The organism is Anabaena sp. 54 (assembly GCF_017355725.1).
GTDB classification, from domain to species: domain Bacteria; phylum Cyanobacteriota; class Cyanobacteriia; order Cyanobacteriales; family Nostocaceae; genus Dolichospermum; species Dolichospermum heterosporum.
In genome coordinates, this window is sequence record NZ_JAAVWA010000020.1 from 59072 (window position 1) to 74925 (window position 15854).

17 protein-coding genes are annotated in these 15854 nt (G+C 39.0%); 11 read left to right on the forward strand and 6 right to left on the reverse strand.

Annotated features, from left to right (window positions below):
* Positions 1-9 precede the first annotated feature (9 nt).
* From HEQ36_RS17305 to lepB, 7 genes are all read left to right on the forward strand, one after another.
* Positions 10-615, forward strand: a complete 606-nt coding sequence (locus HEQ36_RS17305) for a TerD family protein (protein WP_168636382.1) — start codon at positions 10-12, stop codon at positions 613-615.
* Between the two features lie 3 nt (positions 616-618).
* Positions 619-1326, forward strand: coding sequence for a zinc-dependent metalloprotease family protein (locus HEQ36_RS17310; protein WP_081424185.1), 708 nt, complete (start codon positions 619-621; stop codon positions 1324-1326).
* A 15-nt stretch (positions 1327-1341) separates the two neighbouring features.
* Positions 1342-1518, forward strand: coding sequence for a hypothetical protein (locus HEQ36_RS17315; protein ID WP_199924408.1), 177 nt, complete (start codon positions 1342-1344; stop codon positions 1516-1518).
* Positions 1454-1690: a hypothetical protein gene (locus tag HEQ36_RS17320; protein WP_053538709.1), complete on the forward strand. Its 237-nt coding sequence runs from the start codon at positions 1454-1456 to the stop codon at positions 1688-1690. The genes HEQ36_RS17315 and HEQ36_RS17320 overlap by 65 nt, the downstream gene beginning before the upstream one ends.
* A gap of 53 nt (positions 1691-1743) precedes the next feature.
* Positions 1744-2235 carry a LysM peptidoglycan-binding domain-containing protein gene (locus HEQ36_RS17325; RefSeq protein WP_053538708.1) on the forward strand — a complete coding sequence of 164 codons (492 nt, stop codon included), beginning with the start codon at positions 1744-1746 and terminating at the stop codon, positions 2233-2235.
* 790 nt (positions 2236-3025) lie between these two features.
* A complete protein-coding gene (locus HEQ36_RS17330; protein WP_053538707.1) occupies positions 3026-3529 on the forward strand; it encodes a nucleotide exchange factor GrpE in 504 nt (167 codons plus the stop codon).
* A 120-nt stretch (positions 3530-3649) separates the two neighbouring features.
* Positions 3650-4222 (forward strand): signal peptidase I, encoded by a 573-nt coding sequence (gene lepB / locus HEQ36_RS17335; protein ID WP_168636383.1) that lies wholly within the window; start codon positions 3650-3652, stop codon positions 4220-4222.
* A gap of 45 nt (positions 4223-4267) precedes the next feature.
* On the opposite strand, the gene HEQ36_RS17340 is transcribed toward lepB, so the two are convergent.
* Both HEQ36_RS17340 and HEQ36_RS17345 read right to left on the reverse strand, forming a co-directional pair.
* A complete protein-coding gene (locus HEQ36_RS17340; RefSeq protein ID WP_168636384.1) occupies positions 4268-4801 on the reverse strand; it encodes a ComEA family DNA-binding protein in 534 nt (177 codons plus the stop codon).
* A 27-nt stretch (positions 4802-4828) separates the two neighbouring features.
* Positions 4829-5200, reverse strand: coding sequence for an NINE protein (locus HEQ36_RS17345; RefSeq protein ID WP_168636510.1), 372 nt, complete (start codon positions 5198-5200; stop codon positions 4829-4831).
* A 470-nt stretch (positions 5201-5670) separates the two neighbouring features.
* On the opposite strand from HEQ36_RS17345, the gene HEQ36_RS17350 reads away from it, so the two are divergent.
* The gene (locus HEQ36_RS17350; RefSeq protein ID WP_039199368.1) at positions 5671-5994 is read left to right on the forward strand and encodes a DUF1825 family protein; all 324 of its coding nucleotides are present in this window, start codon (positions 5671-5673) and stop codon (positions 5992-5994) included.
* Positions 5995-6100: 106 nt separating this feature from the next.
* Here the strand turns inward: HEQ36_RS17350 and HEQ36_RS17355 are convergent, their stop codons facing one another.
* Positions 6101-8023 carry a transglycosylase domain-containing protein gene (locus HEQ36_RS17355; RefSeq protein WP_053538705.1) on the reverse strand — a complete coding sequence of 641 codons (1923 nt, stop codon included), beginning with the start codon at positions 8021-8023 and terminating at the stop codon, positions 6101-6103.
* Between the two features lie 173 nt (positions 8024-8196).
* On the opposite strand from HEQ36_RS17355, the gene tyrS reads away from it, so the two are divergent.
* Positions 8197-9393, forward strand: coding sequence for a tyrosine--tRNA ligase (gene tyrS, locus HEQ36_RS17360; protein WP_205748375.1), 1197 nt, complete (start codon positions 8197-8199; stop codon positions 9391-9393).
* Positions 9394-9719: 326 nt separating this feature from the next.
* Here the strand turns inward: tyrS and HEQ36_RS17365 are convergent, their stop codons facing one another.
* The gene (locus HEQ36_RS17365; protein ID WP_168634762.1) at positions 9720-10574 is read right to left on the reverse strand and encodes a GUN4 domain-containing protein; all 855 of its coding nucleotides are present in this window, start codon (positions 10572-10574) and stop codon (positions 9720-9722) included.
* Between the two features lie 30 nt (positions 10575-10604).
* Positions 10605-11489 carry a hypothetical protein gene (locus HEQ36_RS17370; protein ID WP_205748376.1) on the reverse strand — a complete coding sequence of 295 codons (885 nt, stop codon included), beginning with the start codon at positions 11487-11489 and terminating at the stop codon, positions 10605-10607.
* Between the two features lie 660 nt (positions 11490-12149).
* Here HEQ36_RS17370 and pyrF point away from each other — a divergent pair.
* Entirely contained in the window at positions 12150-12860 is a 711-nt protein-coding gene (gene pyrF, locus HEQ36_RS17375) for an orotidine-5'-phosphate decarboxylase (RefSeq protein WP_168634764.1), read from the forward strand.
* A gap of 167 nt (positions 12861-13027) precedes the next feature.
* Positions 13028-13729, forward strand: a complete 702-nt coding sequence (locus HEQ36_RS17380) for a hypothetical protein (protein WP_233455358.1) — start codon at positions 13028-13030, stop codon at positions 13727-13729.
* 185 nt (positions 13730-13914) lie between these two features.
* Here HEQ36_RS17380 and sir read toward each other — a convergent pair whose 3' ends face one another.
* A complete protein-coding gene (sir, locus tag HEQ36_RS17385; RefSeq protein WP_168634765.1) occupies positions 13915-15828 on the reverse strand; it encodes a sulfite reductase, ferredoxin dependent in 1914 nt (637 codons plus the stop codon).
* Between the last annotated feature and the right edge of the window lie 26 nt (positions 15829-15854).

Sequence of the window (15854 nt, forward strand, 5' to 3'; positions counted from 1 at the left end):
AAATTAAAAATGGCAATTAATCTCCAAAAAGGACAAAGAATTTCCCTTTCTAAAGAAGCCCCTGGTCTAACCAAATTGATGTGTGGACTGGGTTGGGACGTAGTTAAACGCTCTGGTGGCGGATTTTTTAGAAGTTTTGGTGGTGGTGGTCATGACCATGATCTAGATGCCTCTGTAGTTTGCTTGGATGCTAATGGTAAATTAACAGACAAAGAAAACATCATCTACTTTGGGAATCTTCAACATTTATCAGGATCAATCGTCCATACAGGAGACAATTTAACTGGCGCTGGTGATGGTGATGACGAAGTAATCATTATTGATTTACCTCGCATTCCTGCTGATATTGCTAAATTAGTCTTCGTCATCAATATTTACGATTGTATTGCTCGTAAACAAGATTTTACTCAAGTTGACAATGCTTTTGTTAGATTGGTGAATGCAGCTAATAATAAAGAATTAGCTAGATATAACCTCTCTGGGAAAGAGTATAGCGGCATGACAGGAATGGTTTTAGCTGAAGTTTATCGCCACAATAACGAGTGGAAAATGGCAGCTATTGGTAATGGTGTTAGTGTGAATGGTTTAGCGGAACTTGTTACGTCTTATTGTTAAATAATGTCACTTTACGATCGCCTGAATTTAACCAAAAAAACTAAGACAAATCGTAAATTGCAAGTTCCCATCTGGGAACGGATTAACCTTGAAAGGACAGCAAAACCACGTTGTCAAGGTTGCCGTTCTCGGATTCAACTTGATTGGCGTGTGTGTCCATCATGTGGCACATTTTTAACTATTAAAGATCAAGAAATACGCCATTGTATCTGGGTAGATATTTCTGGAAGCATTAATACAAATGAAAACAATAGCACCATGCTAGAAATAATGGCGGATGCTTTGGCTAAAGTTTTTAGTGCTTTTAGGAGTGTTCATGTCTTTTTGACTTCAGATGAACCAGAAGAGAAAGAATGGCGGCGGAATTTTACTCATGTATATGTATTTGTAGATCAGCAACAGGTAGATTATTTAGGAATAGCCAGTTTTTGTCATCATCAAGTTACAGATATTGCTGGTGTTCGCATTGACCAAATTCTTCATACTTCCAATCAGGCTAATTTAAATTTAGGTCAATTATCTAATTTGATTGCTAATACTATCGCTCATGAAATTGGTCATACATTGGGATTAGATCATTCATTATTACCTACAGATGTCATGCACGATGGACTTGATCATCGGATTCACAGTTTAATGCCTCCTTCTTTTCATGTAGGACAGATTATTTCCATGAATAAAGCTATTCGTCAACATAAATCTAAAACTTAATTACAAATTATTTTCATGTGTATGATTTTGGCGGTGAATGAGTGCGATCGCGTGATCAACTTCTGCGGTTTTATGATTCCCCAACTTCAGCAAGAACGATTGCAAAACTTGAGTCAAGAATTACAATTTGCTATTAATACTAATAATCTCTCGTCAATGGAGTATCACAGTCAGGAAACTAGAAAAGACTGATGAGGTACAGCTAGTACAAGGTTGTATTCTCGCCATCCAACAAGCCAAAGCCGTTGCACCAAGCCAAACTAATGCCATGTCTGACAAAATCTCTCGGATGTTGAATGCAGCTACAGGTGATGATAGTAATGAAGCAGATCGTTTATGGCGGGAATTACAACCAGATGTATAACATTGGTTAAATCAAGAATTACCCAGTAATAGCATTATCACGGGACTTACACGATGAACACCAAAACTAAAATTGACTGTCCGGTTTGTGGGTATAAAGGAATTGAGAGCAACAGTTGTCCTCATTGTGAAACTGATGTTTCTCTAATCCGTTCTTTGGCAGAATTACCCCAGCGCCCGAAATCTTGGACAACAAGTATTGCCATTTTCATGCTGATAATAGGCATTACTATTGGTGCAGCAGGTAGTTTTTTTGCCCTGCAAACGGCTATATATACCGCAACAGTTCCTAAACCTACAGTTACTACTACTAATCTCACTCCTCCTGTAATTACTCCTGTAATTCCTAAACCAGCCCCACCACTAGCCACTTATACCGTAAAATCAGGAGATACTCTTAGTAGTATTGCAGGAAAATTTTGTAGTAAATCTACTGATTGGCAATTAATCGTTGCCGCTAATCCTGAATTACAAAAACGGGAAAATCAGTTAGATATAGATCAGGTGTTGAAAATTCCTAGTAGCTGTCAAAGGAAAAGCCCATGAAGATAGTTGAGGTCACTACTTTTCCACCCTTCGGGTTTTGCACGCACGAGTCGTTTTTCATCCCCTGTCTGTAGCACGAAAGATGGAACTGGAGTTCCTGTTTCTCAGGGGCTTTCAAACTTCCCAGTCTTTCTTGTAAAATAGGATTTCTCGACCGAGATTATTGACAATAGAATCAATAAGGGTGGAAATTGATATGTATCTTTTTATGTCTAAGTAGGTGAACACAATAAAACCAAACTGTGTAAAGAAACGTAAAATCACCCAAACCCTCTTCACTCTTGCCTCTTGCCTCTTGCCTTTTGCCTTGCCATAACGACAATTTTCAACGCCAACCTACTTAACAGGATTGAAATGGTTGCAGAGTTTTGGTTTCAAGGTACGTTGTCCCCCAGTTAGGTTTTTATACAGGTTGATTACCTTTCCTGTCATCTGAGATGATAACATCAAATATGATAAATTTATCACTGGGGGATAAATCCCCTCTTACAGCTTTCATCCCCGGCTGACAAGACATTGATACCTAAAAATTTTGGGGATTTTTAGGTATCAATTCCGGGGTTTTTAGCCTATCTTCTTATAAAATATTTAGAAGATTACTGTCAAGGTTGTCAAGAGCGTAATAGCCAAAATTATATTCAAGCCCAAATGTGGTTAATTAAAGCTTATCAAATGGGTGGACAATTACAAAGAGCGATCGCTCTGAGTCAAGTTTTGCATAATCATCCTCACTCCCAAATCAACACTTAGGCTAACAAAATTCTAGCTGTGCTATCTAAAGAGATTTCCCGTGCCTGATCTATCCCCCAACTATCTGATTAGCTTAGAATTACGAGAATTACTCGTACAAAAACTCGGCGTTCTGCAAAAAGACAATGTGTTATTACAGCAGTCTTTGAGAGAACAGCAAATTAAAACTACAGCCCAAACAGAAGATTTATTCTTGGAACTTTTAGAAGTTGCTGATGCCTTAGAAGCTTTATTAGACTATCTAGAAAACAATCCTAGTCCTAGTCCAGAATTTATAGAACGTCTACCCAGATCCATAGGTGCAGTTAATCGCAAGTTTCTCGGTGTTTTAGGAAAGCGCCAACTTTTACCTATAGAATTACAAAAAGGAACAGAACCAGATTTTAACTTATGTCGCGTCATTGACCGGGAAGAAAGAACAGATATCCCAGACCAAACAATTACTAAAATTGTCCGTCGCGGATTTCATTTAGGTGAAAAAGTTCTCCGTCCCACAGAAGTCATTACTGCTAAATCAGATAATGGTAATGGTGGTAATGGGTAATGGGTAATTGGTAATTGGTAATTGGTAATTGGGAAAATTCTTTCTCCCCCACTTCCCCCACTTCCCCCACTTCCCCCACTTCCCCCACTTCCCCCACTTCCCCTACTTACACTGTTAACTATGACTCCTCACAAAAGTGATATTAAAGATACTTCTTCACAAACAAAAATCTGGAGTAGTTGGCAGGAAAATTTAGTTTTAATAACTATTGCCCTGTGTTTAGCGCTTCTAATTCGGACATTTATTGCTGAACCACGCCTGATTCCCTCAGAATCAATGTATCCTACCTTGCACACAGGCGATCGCTTAGTTGTAGAAAAAGTATCATACCGCCTTCATCCTCCCAAAATCGGCGATATCATCGTTTTTAACTCACCACCAGAACTACAAAGACGTGGATATTCTCAAAACCAAGCCTTTATCAAACGAGTAATTGGTGAACCAGGAGCAATAATTAGTATCGCTCAAGGTAAAGTTTACCTCAACGGTACAGCCTTAACAGAAGACTACATTGCCGAACCACCAAACAGCCCATTTCCAGAAATCAAAGTCCCAGAAGGCGCATTTTTCGTGATGGGAGACAATCGGAATGATAGCAATGATTCTCGCTACTGGGGTTTTGTCCCCAGTCAAAACGTCATCGGTCGCGCCACGTTCCGCTTTTGGCCTCTGGACCGCATCGGCTTAACTTAGTCCACTGACCACTGACCACTGACAAAGGGCGCAGGGCCTGCGCCCCTACGAAAAGCGTAAATAATACATCAACTGAGCGATCGCATCCCCAGATAATTCTAAACGTTGTTGAAAATCTGCTAAACTCCGGTAAGAACCAGCAGCCACACGGTTTTCCACAACTATCTGTGCTAAAGATAAATCTATAAAAGGGATTTTGGCAAGACTTTCTACCGAAGCAGTATTAGGATTAATCGGCTGAGGTTTATCCAGGGAATTCTGATCATAATAATTAAAATTCAGCAAAGGTTTTAAGGGTTCTAATCGTTGTACTGGCAAACCCAAAGCCGCCGCCACATCTTCAATACAGTAGAATACCACACCAGCGCGAGAAAGTTCCACAAGCGATCGCCCTTGGTGAATTGACAACCCAGGTAACCGCAGCCAATCATCCACAGTCGCCTGATTAGCATCAACACCCAAACCCAACTCAGCCGCCATTTGCACCTCTTCCCAGGACTGCAAACGATAATAGGGATCATTTATCAACTTAGCGCGAAGCCTTTGCAATTTCAGATTTAAAGGTAGCCACTTATTCATTCTTAACCCGATCCTTTTACCAATCACCTAAATCTGATCCAACATCTGACGACGTTTTTGCTCAAACTCATACTCAGAAATTAATCCATCTTGACGGAGTGCTTCTAACTCACGCAAAGCATTAGCAACCGATTCCACTTGATTACCAACTGGTGGTGGTACTCTCATTACCGACTCACCCAAATTAAAATATCGATCAAAAGTTTCTTCCTCTTGAGTTAAATACCAAACCCCTTCAATAGCACAAGCCACCTTGGGAATAGGTGTCCAAGACAACAAAACATATAGAATTCCCCAAAGTGGCTGTCCCAAGTAAAATTTATGTAAACCCGAAACCGTTAATGTGCCGGAAAATGCTAGAATAGCAGCAATAGTACGGCTTTTTCGTTTAGTGAATATCATTTTATCTATAGCCATTCTACTCAATTCGTCAACTAATGGGTCAAGTTAAGTAGGTGAACACAATAAAACCAAACTGTGTAAAGAAACGTAAAATCGCCCAAACCCTCTTGCCTCTTGCCTTTTGCCTCTTGCCTTGCCATAACGACAATTTTCAACGCCAACCTACTTACATAGATTAGTAGTAGGTTGGGTTGAGGTACGTATCCCTGACGGGAGGCGTTAGCCATAACCCAACAAATACGTCGGGTTGCGCTGTCGCTTCATCCAACCTACAAAAAATAATCTCCGCGTCTTTAGACCGGAGAGTGTCAACGAACTCTATACTTGAAGTCAAGTAGTGAAATTCCGGTAAAAACCCCTACTTTAACCGAAGTAGTTTCCCCAGATGAATCTTCTACAATAAAATAAGACATAAAGGCAAAATTCGGAGCTACTCAACTAATAGCATTAAGTTAAAGAAAAGCAAAATGGGATTCTTCGACTCTGAAATAGTGCAGCAAGAAGCCAAGCAATTGTTTGAAGACTATCAAGCACTGATTCAACTTGGCAACCACTACGGCAAATTTGACCGCGAGGGCAAGAAGCTGTTTATTGAGCAAATGGAGTCCATGATGGATAGATACCGCGTCTTCATGAAGCGTTTCGAGCTATCAGAGGATTTCATGGCACAAATGACCATGCAGCAACTAAAAACTCAACTAGGTCAGTTTGGCGTAACTCCACAACAAATGTTTGAGCAAATGAACGTGACCTTAGAAAGGATGAAAGCGGAATTGGAAAAAACAAAATGACTGAGAACTGGAAGCAGTGACAGTAGGGGAGGATAGAGAACTTTTGACTGTTCCCTGTTCCCTGTTCCCTGTTCCCTGTTCCCTGTTCCCTGTTCCCTGTTCCCTCTTAATTTGATTTAGGACGTGGAAACTGAGAAGTAGACTTAAACTTTTCTACAGGTACACCCTTGAGCGCCTTTGTCATAAAGTCCCGCCATATAGGGGCTACCATGACCCCACCAGTTGCTCCACGTGCCAGTTGTTTGCTATCGTCTCTCCCTACCCACACAGCAGTAGTTAACTGCGGTACAGTACCGATAAACCAAATATCCTTTTCTGAGGATGTAGTTCCTGTCTTACCAGCAGCAGGGCGACCTATTGCAGCATTTTTACCTGTACCTTCAGTCATTACTGAAGTCATAATATCAATAGTAGCTGCTGAAGCCCAAGGATCTAAAACTTGTTTTGGTTTGGGTGTATTATCGAGAATCACATTACCAGCACTATCGGTAATGCGAACAATTACTGTGGGTGGTGACTGCCAACCATAATTAGCCAATGTAGCATAAGCGCTAGTCATTTCTAAGGGAGTAACACCAATAGCGCCCAAAGGTAGAGAAGTAACTGGTTCCATTGGACTCATAATACCCAAAGTCCGGCAGGTTTCAATGACTTTATTCATCCCCACCGCTTTACCAAGTTTAATGACCGGAATGTTGCGAGACTGGGCAAGGGCTGTGCGAATTGACATCGCTCCTGAGAAACTACCATCGTAGTTTTTCGGGTAGTACCAACCATTACCATCTTGATAACTAACTGGAGCATCTATGACTGTGGTATCAGGTGTATATTTACCAGTAGCAAAGGCGGCATAATAAACAAAAGGCTTGAATGAAGAACCTGGTTGGCGTTGGGCTTGGGTAGCTCGGTTAAATTCACTGAGTTTATAATCTACACCACCGACAAGGGCTTTCACGAAGTGAGTGCGAGGATCAATTGACACTAGCGCCATTTGATTCTTAGATAACCCTTGGGACTGAAGCTTTTCATGCCATTCTTTGACGGTTTCTTCAGCCATTGTTTGGAATTTAGCATCAACAGTGGTTTGGACGCGCATTCCGCCTTTAAGCAGGGAATCACGACCAAATTTTTTCGCCAGCTCTTGAGCTACAGTATTGGTGATGTAAGGTGAGGCACTACCCTGAAAAGACCTGATCTTACCCAGTTTAATTGGTTGTTTCAGGGCATCATCATATTCTTTTTTGGTGATCCAATTTAACTCTACCATCCGCCCCAGAACTTCTTTTTGTTTCTGTTTGGCAAGTTTCATACTCGCAAAAGGGCTAAACTCTTCTGGTGCTTGGATTAAACCTGCCATCATAGCTGATTCACCCAAAGTTAAATATTCTGCTGATTTATTAAAATAACTGCGGGCTGCTGTTTGCACACCGTAATTGTTATGACCCCAATAAACTTGATTGAGGTACATTTCTAGAATTTCGTCTTTACTGAGGATTTGCTCTAAACGAATTGCTAGGACAGCCTCTGCCAATTTCCGCGTAAAAGCCCGTTTTTGAGATAAAAATAGGTTTTTAACTAATTGCATGGTGATGGTAGAACCACCTTCTTTCACACCTCCCGCTACCATATTAACTACTATGGCACGACCAACACCAGTGGGGTTAATGCCATGATGCCCATAAAAGTGACCATCTTCACTAGCTAAGACGGCGCGTTTGAGGTTGGGGGAAACTTTATTGAGGGGTACTACTTCTCGGTTAGCTTCCCCGTGGATACCAGTTAAAAGTTTGCCTTTTATATCGTATATGTAAGTTGTTTCCGAGGGGAAAAAGTTTTTTATTTGTCTAACATCTGGTAAATTACGGAAACTAATGGCTAAACCTACTAGTGTTCCCGCAACAATAGAGCTTGTTAGGAGTGTTATAGATAGCAAAGTACCGCCAGTTATCTGACCTACTCCCTTAAAGAACTCAAATCCAGATGAAGCCTGCTCTTGTGGTTGTTTGTTTGCAAAAGTCCTAGACGACACGGCGATCTCACTTCCTCACTTGTAAATTTAAATGTAATTCATTAAATGGAAAAAGGCAGTTAATTTTTTGTAATTGTAGTAATCTGGCCGGAGAAAGGACAGATAATTGGTTTGTGAACATAACAAACTTAACTTTTAGAGTGGAAAGTATAGTTAATAGCGAATTTCTTAGTATGACGCAAAATTTCTCTTGGTTGCATCGTGGTGTGGCAGAAATTTTTCCGCAACCCCATGTTGGTGATAATGATCCGGAAAGTTTGGAAAAGCGATTACTCAATTCTGACCGTCCTTTAAGAATTAAACTAGGTATTGACCCGACTGGGGCAGATATTCATTTTGGTCATAGTATACCTGTACGGAAGTTGCGGGCTTTTCAAGATGCTGGTCATACAGCGGTAATGATTATTGGTGATTTTACTGCCCGAATTGGTGATCCTACTGGTAAATCTGAGGTGCGTCGTCAGTTGACAGAAGCTGATGTAGCACAAAATGCCCAAACTTATCTTGACCAAGTCCGTCCTATTTTAGATTTTGATACCCCCGGTAGACTTGAGGTACGTTATAACTCAGAATGGCTTTCTCGTCTAGATTTAGGAAAAACTTTAGAGTTGCTTTCGACAATGACTGTCGGACAAATGTTAGCAAAAGAAGGTTTTGCGGAACGTTATAAACAAGAGAGTCCGATTTTTCTCCATGAGTTCCTGTATCCACTGATGCAAGGTTATGATTCTGTGGCTGTGGAGGCTGATGTAGAATTGGGAGGGACTGATCAAAAATTTAACATTGCTGTGGGACGAGATTTACAACGCCATTTTGGTCTGAAGCCTCAGTTTGGATTGTTATTGCCAATTCTCATTGGTACTGATGGTGTCCAAAAAATGTCTAAGTCTTTAGGTAATTATGTGGGTTTAGGAGAACATCCTTCCCAAAAGTATCAAAAACTTCAAGGTATACCAGATAATTTACTGTCACAGTATTTTGAACTGCTCACAGATTTATCTTTGGATGGTCTGCCAGAAAACCCGCGCGATCGCCAAGAATTTTTGGCCTGGGAAATTGTCCGTCAGTATCACGGTGAACAGGTGGCTAATGAGGCGAAGGAAGCGGCAAAAAGTGGTGGGAAGGAGGGAGCATTACCAGAATTTTCTCTGGCTGCTGTTCCTCAATTTCCTGCTAAATTAGCTTTTATTCTTGGTGCTACCGGTTTATGTAAAAGTACAGCCGAAGGTAAACGGAAAATTCAGGAGGGTGGAGTGAAGATAAATGGTGATAAGATTGCTGATGCGGATTTAAGTTTTTCTACACCTGATGATTTATATGATAAGGTGTTACAGGTGGGTAAGAAGAATTTTGTGCGGTTGGTAAAGTAGCTGTCAGCTATCAGCACTCCAGAGTCAGTCAGGGAATCTATTCCCTGTCTAAAAATAAGATAGTCGGTAAATGTACCCAAATTTAAACCACTTACAGTCAATAACAAATTGGTCTCGTAAGTCAACTACTATATAACAATTCCCATTCAATTGAGGTACAAGCAGAAATAATTAAACGCAGATGGACGCAGATGGACGCAGATAAACACAGATAATTTTGTACTTCATTAGACTAGGAAATGCTATATCAATGACTTTGATGTTTTTCTTGATCTTATTTAGAATTTTTATTCTCATAATTTAGCATATTGGGTACTGAAGAACCATTAATATCTTGAGTAAAAAATATTTAATCGGTGGGTAATTTCATTAGTATTTCTTAAACCTAACCCGACTATTCGAGGTGTTGAGGGAAGATGTCCTCTATTTGCATCTAAAGTAAAATTATAATCTTCGTATTTTATCAATTCATTCTTAGCAAGATTTTCTATCCAACCACATCTAGCTGTAAACTGTTTATGATTTTGAAGAATCTGTTTTTGGATACTAAAACCAAACTTACCATCACTATATCTAACCCAAAGTTGATTAATTATATGTAAATCATAGCGGGGAAATTTTCTAATGTCTCCATCATCTAACCAACATACATTTTCACGTTCAGATATTTTCAGCATGATAGAATAGGTTTCTTTATCAGCATCTTTCCATTTTTGTGCAGATAATAATTGCTGTAAATTTCTATAATCCATTCCCGAAGCATGAGATACTAAGGTTAATTCATCTGTTAATTGCGACAATTGTAATTTTAAATTTGATAAAGCTTGTACAATAGTTGGTTGTTCTGGTTGTTGAATGTGAGTTTGTAATTGTGATATTTGTGCTTTTATCTCTGCTAATTCTTGGATAATTTGGGTATTTGCTTGTGGTTCATTTAACATTGCTTTTAACTTCTCTATTTCGTCTGTAGCTTGACTTAAATTACTCTTGGTTTCTGTGGTTATTTGTTGTGTTTCACGAAGTTGAGATTTTAATGTTTGTATTTCTGTGTGTAAAGTTTGAACAGTAACCAGGAAATTATTTTGAGTTTCTTGTAATTCTGTTCTCGCATTTCTCAGTTCTTCTATTGCTTTTTCGTAAACTCCTAAAGGTGTTTTCCAGTTGTTATCAGATGTCATCATAAAATTAACCCTCTTCTTACTTTATAGTTATTAATTACTTTTTAACATTTGTTGTGAATAACTACCCTGTAATTTCAATTGCTCTTGTTGAGCATAATCAGCTATTGTACTACGCCAAAATTCACATAATAAACCATATTTCATCCAGTCTTCAATTGCTCTACGTCTTAATTCTGGAGATTTTCTGACTAAAGCGGCCATCATTGCGGCATTATGTTGTAATTGTCCATAGGTTTCTAAAACTTGATCAATAGGTGTGTTTTCATTTAATTTACTGAATTCATAACATTGATTTAATTTATAAAGTTGCATATCGGAAATACTCCCACCAAATTTCCAGCCAATTCCTAGTTGTTGTCTACATTTATCTAAAGGGTTGGGTAAAGCATGGTGTAAATGTTTTTTTAATTCATTCCGAATAAATTCTAATTTACCATCTATTGCTTCATCTATTTTATCTATCAGTTGACTCGCATCTGCAAATAATTGATTTTCTAAATTTTCGACTCGTTGCAAACTACTATCTACACCTGCAATAGCTTCCATAACTGCTAATGAAAGTTGATTAATGCGATTTTCTAAATAAAAGTTTGTTTGACTAATTGTTTGTTGTGAGTCTTTAATTACTTGTTCTCTTAATTGATTAATTTCTTGTAAATTAGCCTTGACTTTATCGTTAGCATGATTCAGCAAGTTTTCAATATCTACCTTTGTCTGAGTTTCTAAATCTTCTATTTCTTGAAGACGTTGTTGTGATACATAGTCAAATTGATCAGCTAGAGGTTTGAGTTTATGATCAAATAAGTTGGATATTTCTTGACTACTTTCTTGAATTACGTCTTTTGCTGCACGTTCAAATTTTTTAACTACACCCCCAAACAACCATCCAATCACTTTTTTACATCTTTTCAGCACAAATTTTAATATTATATATATAACACTGAAATTACTAAGTATATAGTAATTTTACAAAAAATATTATATGAGCATGATTTTAATATCTTTGGTGATTCTATTATCATAAACTGTCTATTTTGTCAACCCACCCTTGACGTTGCTTTACAAAACTACATCAATGTATTTCTAAATTTGTCCAAAAAATTCTCCATCACTCCTGAATATTTTCCCCGTTCTCACTTTCCCTATTTCTCAAATACCTATAAATAAAGGATTTCCAGATTCTACTTCCTACAATTTTAGAAAATTGATATACTACGCCTAGATTTTGAAATTTTACCAAATCGCTGAAACTATTGCAAGATCGTTGATAAATAGAAATTATTCTCAATAAAATATTAAGAAAATATGAATATGAAGTTATATTAATTTTTGTAGGATAGAAATATTTAAACTATTTTTCAAATATCTATAATTTAAACTTATAAATTAAGGAAATAACAGGGTTAAGAGCAAAATTTTTGTTGTACTCTATTAAATAGTATTTATATGTTATTAAACACTTATAGGCTTTAATTAAGTAAGTCTAATTGTTAGACTACTGAAAAGTAGTCATATTAAACATCGCTATTGAAGTATAATAAATTGGATAATATGTAATAAGTAATAATCAGAATTATGAATGTTGATAAAATTATCGTTCCTTTAGATGTACCAGATTTAGACAGTGCGATCGCTCTTGTTGATGAACTTCCTCAAGTCACTTTCTGGAAAGTTGGTTTGGAGTTGTTTACTAGCACAGGTCCCAAGATTCTGGATATCCTCAAATCTCAAGAAAAGCGGATTTTCCTCGATTTGAAATTTCACGATATCCCCAATACTGTTGCTGGTGCTTGTCGGGCTGCGGCTAGTTATGGGGTGGATTTATTGACAATTCACACAACTTGTGGTAAAGATGCTTTAAAAGCTGCGGCGGAAGCGGTGCAAATTGGGGCGGAAAAAGCCGGGACAAAACCACCTAAGTTAATCGCTATTACCTTGTTAACCAGTATTTCGGCGCGACAATTGGCGTTTGATTTGAAAATACCTTTAGAATTGCCAGAATTTGCTTTAGAAATGGCACTTTTGGCGCAAGAGTCTGGTTTAAATGGGGCGGTTTGTTCTCCCCAAGAGGTGCAACAATTAAGAGCAAGTTGTGAAAAAGACTTTTTGCTGGTTTGTCCAGGGGTGCGGCCAACATGGGCTGAGAAGGGAGATCAAAAGCGATCGCTCACTCCCTCCCAGGCTATCACAGCCGGTGCAGATTATCTCGTTATCGGTCGTCCCATTACTGCGGCGGCTGTTCCTGAGTTAGCTTGGAATCAGATTGTTGAGGAGTTGAAGATATAATCTGATTATCAAGATAGTTCTTCCTCGTCATTTTCATGATAACAAATTCAAAATCAATTGTCAACCCTCTTAATACTATTTTTTTGCCTTTGTTGGGGGTAAGTTATTAAATCAAACCGGTTTTACGTTTTACGTTAATTAGACACCAATTGTAGCAAAGATGAGCAATGCTAAACCCTGACTGTAGTTTAGGAATTCCAGAGGAAAAAAGCAAAAGGAAGAAGAAAGTAAATTTCTCTCCTGCTTTTTGGTGCTTATATTTGATAGCCTGTAATTGCTGGCTGTTTATTTCTCCTGGATTTCATTACTCCGCTGATGCTAAAAATATTCCTCCCAAACCTGTAAATCCCAAAATTAGTAATTCTTGTTCTGAGCAAAGTTTAGAAACTTTAACAACTCAGCTAATGTTAGATTTACCTAGCTATACTAATCGTGTTATCCAGCGTGCGCGTATTCTGAACAGGAGTGTGGATACTTTTTCCTATATATTAGTTGCTGGTAAACCAGAATTTGAACCTTTACCATTAAATCCAAGTATTGATAATGGGGATAAGTATAACGCCGAAGGAGTAAAACAGGTTTTCTTTACTACCCTAGAACGGACATATATCCACAAAAAACCTGTGGAATTACAAGAATTTCACAGGCTATTTTTGACAAAAACGAACATTGGTTGGACTGTGGTAATGATGTTTACCCAAGACGGTAGTTATCCAGTCAAACCACCTATCGCACCACCGAGAAATAGTAGTAACGGGGCGATCGCTCAAGGTGTTAAACTGTGGTTACGAGATTGTCAAACAATTGATACAGGAAAATTCAGGAGTAGGGGCGCAGGGCCTGCGCCCAATCAGGATTCAGGCGTTTGATGTGTAGGGATTTAGCAGTGCTTATTGGTGTCAACTTAAGTTAAAAATGTCTTATTTATTGGCTTTCGCACCCGCCATGAAATGAATTTCATGGCTAATAGTCAAAGTTTATACTCAAAACGGCTTGATTGTTTGATTCTAAACGTAGGGGTAAAGAATCTCAGCGGCTAAAGCCGCTGAGAGTGTTAAAGAGTTTGGAAATACTTCTCCAAAGCCTCATGTACCAAATCAGTCATCGGTCGTTCTTGTTTTTCCGCAGTTTCCCTGAGTTGAGCGTAAAAATCATCCCGCAGACTGACACGGTGACGGGATTTACCACTGCTGGTAGAGTCTCCTGGGGTGTATTCAGCCACAAATTCCCGAATCGCATCAAAACCCAATCTGTCGCAAAAATCCCCAAAACTTTCTTTTGGCGTGCGGAACTTTTTAAAGAAGACAAAAATCGGTTCTAGGAAACTTTCAATATCATCATGGTGCAATTTTTCTGTAAAAGGTTGTGCTAACCGGGTTTGATGTGGTGAACCACCCAACCAAACTTGATAGGATTCTGGCGCACTACCCACTAAACCCAATTCTGCCATATAAGGACGAGCGCAACCGTTAGGGCAACCGGTCATTCTGACCACAAAATGTTGATTTTGTAAACCCAGTTTATCTAATAAAGCCCGGATTCTCGCTAAAATTCCAGGAATGGCTCGTTCTGATTCTGTGATGGCTAAACCACAGGTAGGTAAAGCCGGACAAGCCATAGCATATCTTGTTAATGCTGCTATTTGATCAGGGTCAGCAACAACGCCGCAGTTATCCAGAATCTCTTGAATGGCTACTTTATCTTCTGGTGCGATGTCGTAAAATAGTAGGTTTTGATTACCTGTGAGGCGAATTGGCAGGTTAAATTGTTCAACAATTGTCCGCAAAGCGGTTTTGAGTTGAAATGTGCCATCATCTTTGACACGCCCGTTATCAATAGAAATACCTAAGAAGAGTTTACCGTCTCCTTGTTCATTCCAGCCCAGGAAGTCCTTATATTTAAACTGGATTAGGGGTTTAAATGGTTCGAGTTTTTTGCCAAGGTATTCTTCTACTTGAGTGCGGAATTTATCTACACCCCAATCATTAATTAAGTATTTTAATCTCGCGTGTCGTCTGTCCGTGCGATCGCCATAATCTCGTTGTGTCGCAACTATAGCTTTTACAAGATTATATACATCAGCTTTGGCTACATAGCCAATCGGGTCAGCGGTTCTGGCAAAGGTTTCTTCTTTATTATGAGTTCTACCCAAACCACCACCAGCAAAAATATTAAATCCTGCTAATGCGCCTTTTTTATTGGTAATCACTACCAAAGTCAAATCTTGGGAATATAAATCAACAGAATTATCGCCGGGAACTGTGACGCAAATTTTAAATTTGCGGGGCATATAGTGAGTTCCATAGATAGGTTCTACGGAATCATGAACAATAGTACCATTACCGTTGCTGTGTCGGGCTGCTTTAACATCTGGATGTTCTTCGGCACTGACGGCTTTTTCCCCGTCTAACCAAATTTCGTAATAAGCACCGGTTTGGGGAGAAAGTAAATCAGCGATATTTTGGGCATATTCCCAAGCATACTGATATTCTGAGCGATTTTTAAAGGGGGCTGGCGGAGCCATGACGTTGCGGTTAATGTCACCACAAGCGCCCAAGGTTGAACCGAGATTTTCGACAATTGTAGCGATCGCCGCTTTCAGGTTCTTTTTCAGGATACCATGTAGTTGAAAGCCTTGGCGAGTAGTAGCTCTGAGGGTATGATTACCATATTCATCAGCTAATTTATCCAAAGCCAAATATAGCTCAGGGGGTACTAACCCGCCGGGATTTTTTGTCCGCAGCATCATTTGGTAATCTTTTTCCTGACCCTTAACGCGGTTATCACGGTTATCCTGTTGATAAGAACCATGAAACTTGAGAATCTGAATTGCGTCTTCAGTAAAGTGGGTGGTGTCTTGGAGGATTTCCGTCGCCACAGGTTCACGCAAAAAATTACTATTTTCTTTGATACCTTCAACTTTAGAAGGCTTACGATTAGTTACAGGAGAAGCAGCAGAGTTAACCATTACAGTAGATACTTGTGTCAAAAAAT

Coding starts and splice junctions, on each gene's coding strand:
- HEQ36_RS17310 (WP_081424185.1), top strand. CDS start 619: ATGTCACTTTACGATCGCCTGAATTTAACCAAAAAAACTAAGACAAAT.
- tyrS (WP_205748375.1), top strand. CDS start 8,197: ATGACGCAAAATTTCTCTTGGTTGCATCGTGGTGTGGCAGAAATTTTT.
- HEQ36_RS17340 (WP_168636384.1), bottom strand. CDS start 4,801: ATGAATAAGTGGCTACCTTTAAATCTGAAATTGCAAAGGCTTCGCGCT.
- HEQ36_RS17315 (WP_199924408.1), top strand. CDS start 1,342: ATGTGTATGATTTTGGCGGTGAATGAGTGCGATCGCGTGATCAACTTC.
- HEQ36_RS17365 (WP_168634762.1), bottom strand. CDS start 10,574: ATGATGACATCTGATAACAACTGGAAAACACCTTTAGGAGTTTACGAA.
- sir (WP_168634765.1), bottom strand. CDS start 15,828: ATGGTTAACTCTGCTGCTTCTCCTGTAACTAATCGTAAGCCTTCTAAA.
- HEQ36_RS17325 (WP_053538708.1), top strand. CDS start 1,744: ATGAACACCAAAACTAAAATTGACTGTCCGGTTTGTGGGTATAAAGGA.
- HEQ36_RS17305 (WP_168636382.1), top strand. CDS start 10: ATGGCAATTAATCTCCAAAAAGGACAAAGAATTTCCCTTTCTAAAGAA.
- lepB (WP_168636383.1), top strand. CDS start 3,650: ATGACTCCTCACAAAAGTGATATTAAAGATACTTCTTCACAAACAAAA.
- HEQ36_RS17380 (WP_233455358.1), top strand. CDS start 13,028: ATGCTAAACCCTGACTGTAGTTTAGGAATTCCAGAGGAAAAAAGCAAA.
- HEQ36_RS17350 (WP_039199368.1), top strand. CDS start 5,671: ATGGGATTCTTCGACTCTGAAATAGTGCAGCAAGAAGCCAAGCAATTG.
- pyrF (WP_168634764.1), top strand. CDS start 12,150: ATGAATGTTGATAAAATTATCGTTCCTTTAGATGTACCAGATTTAGAC.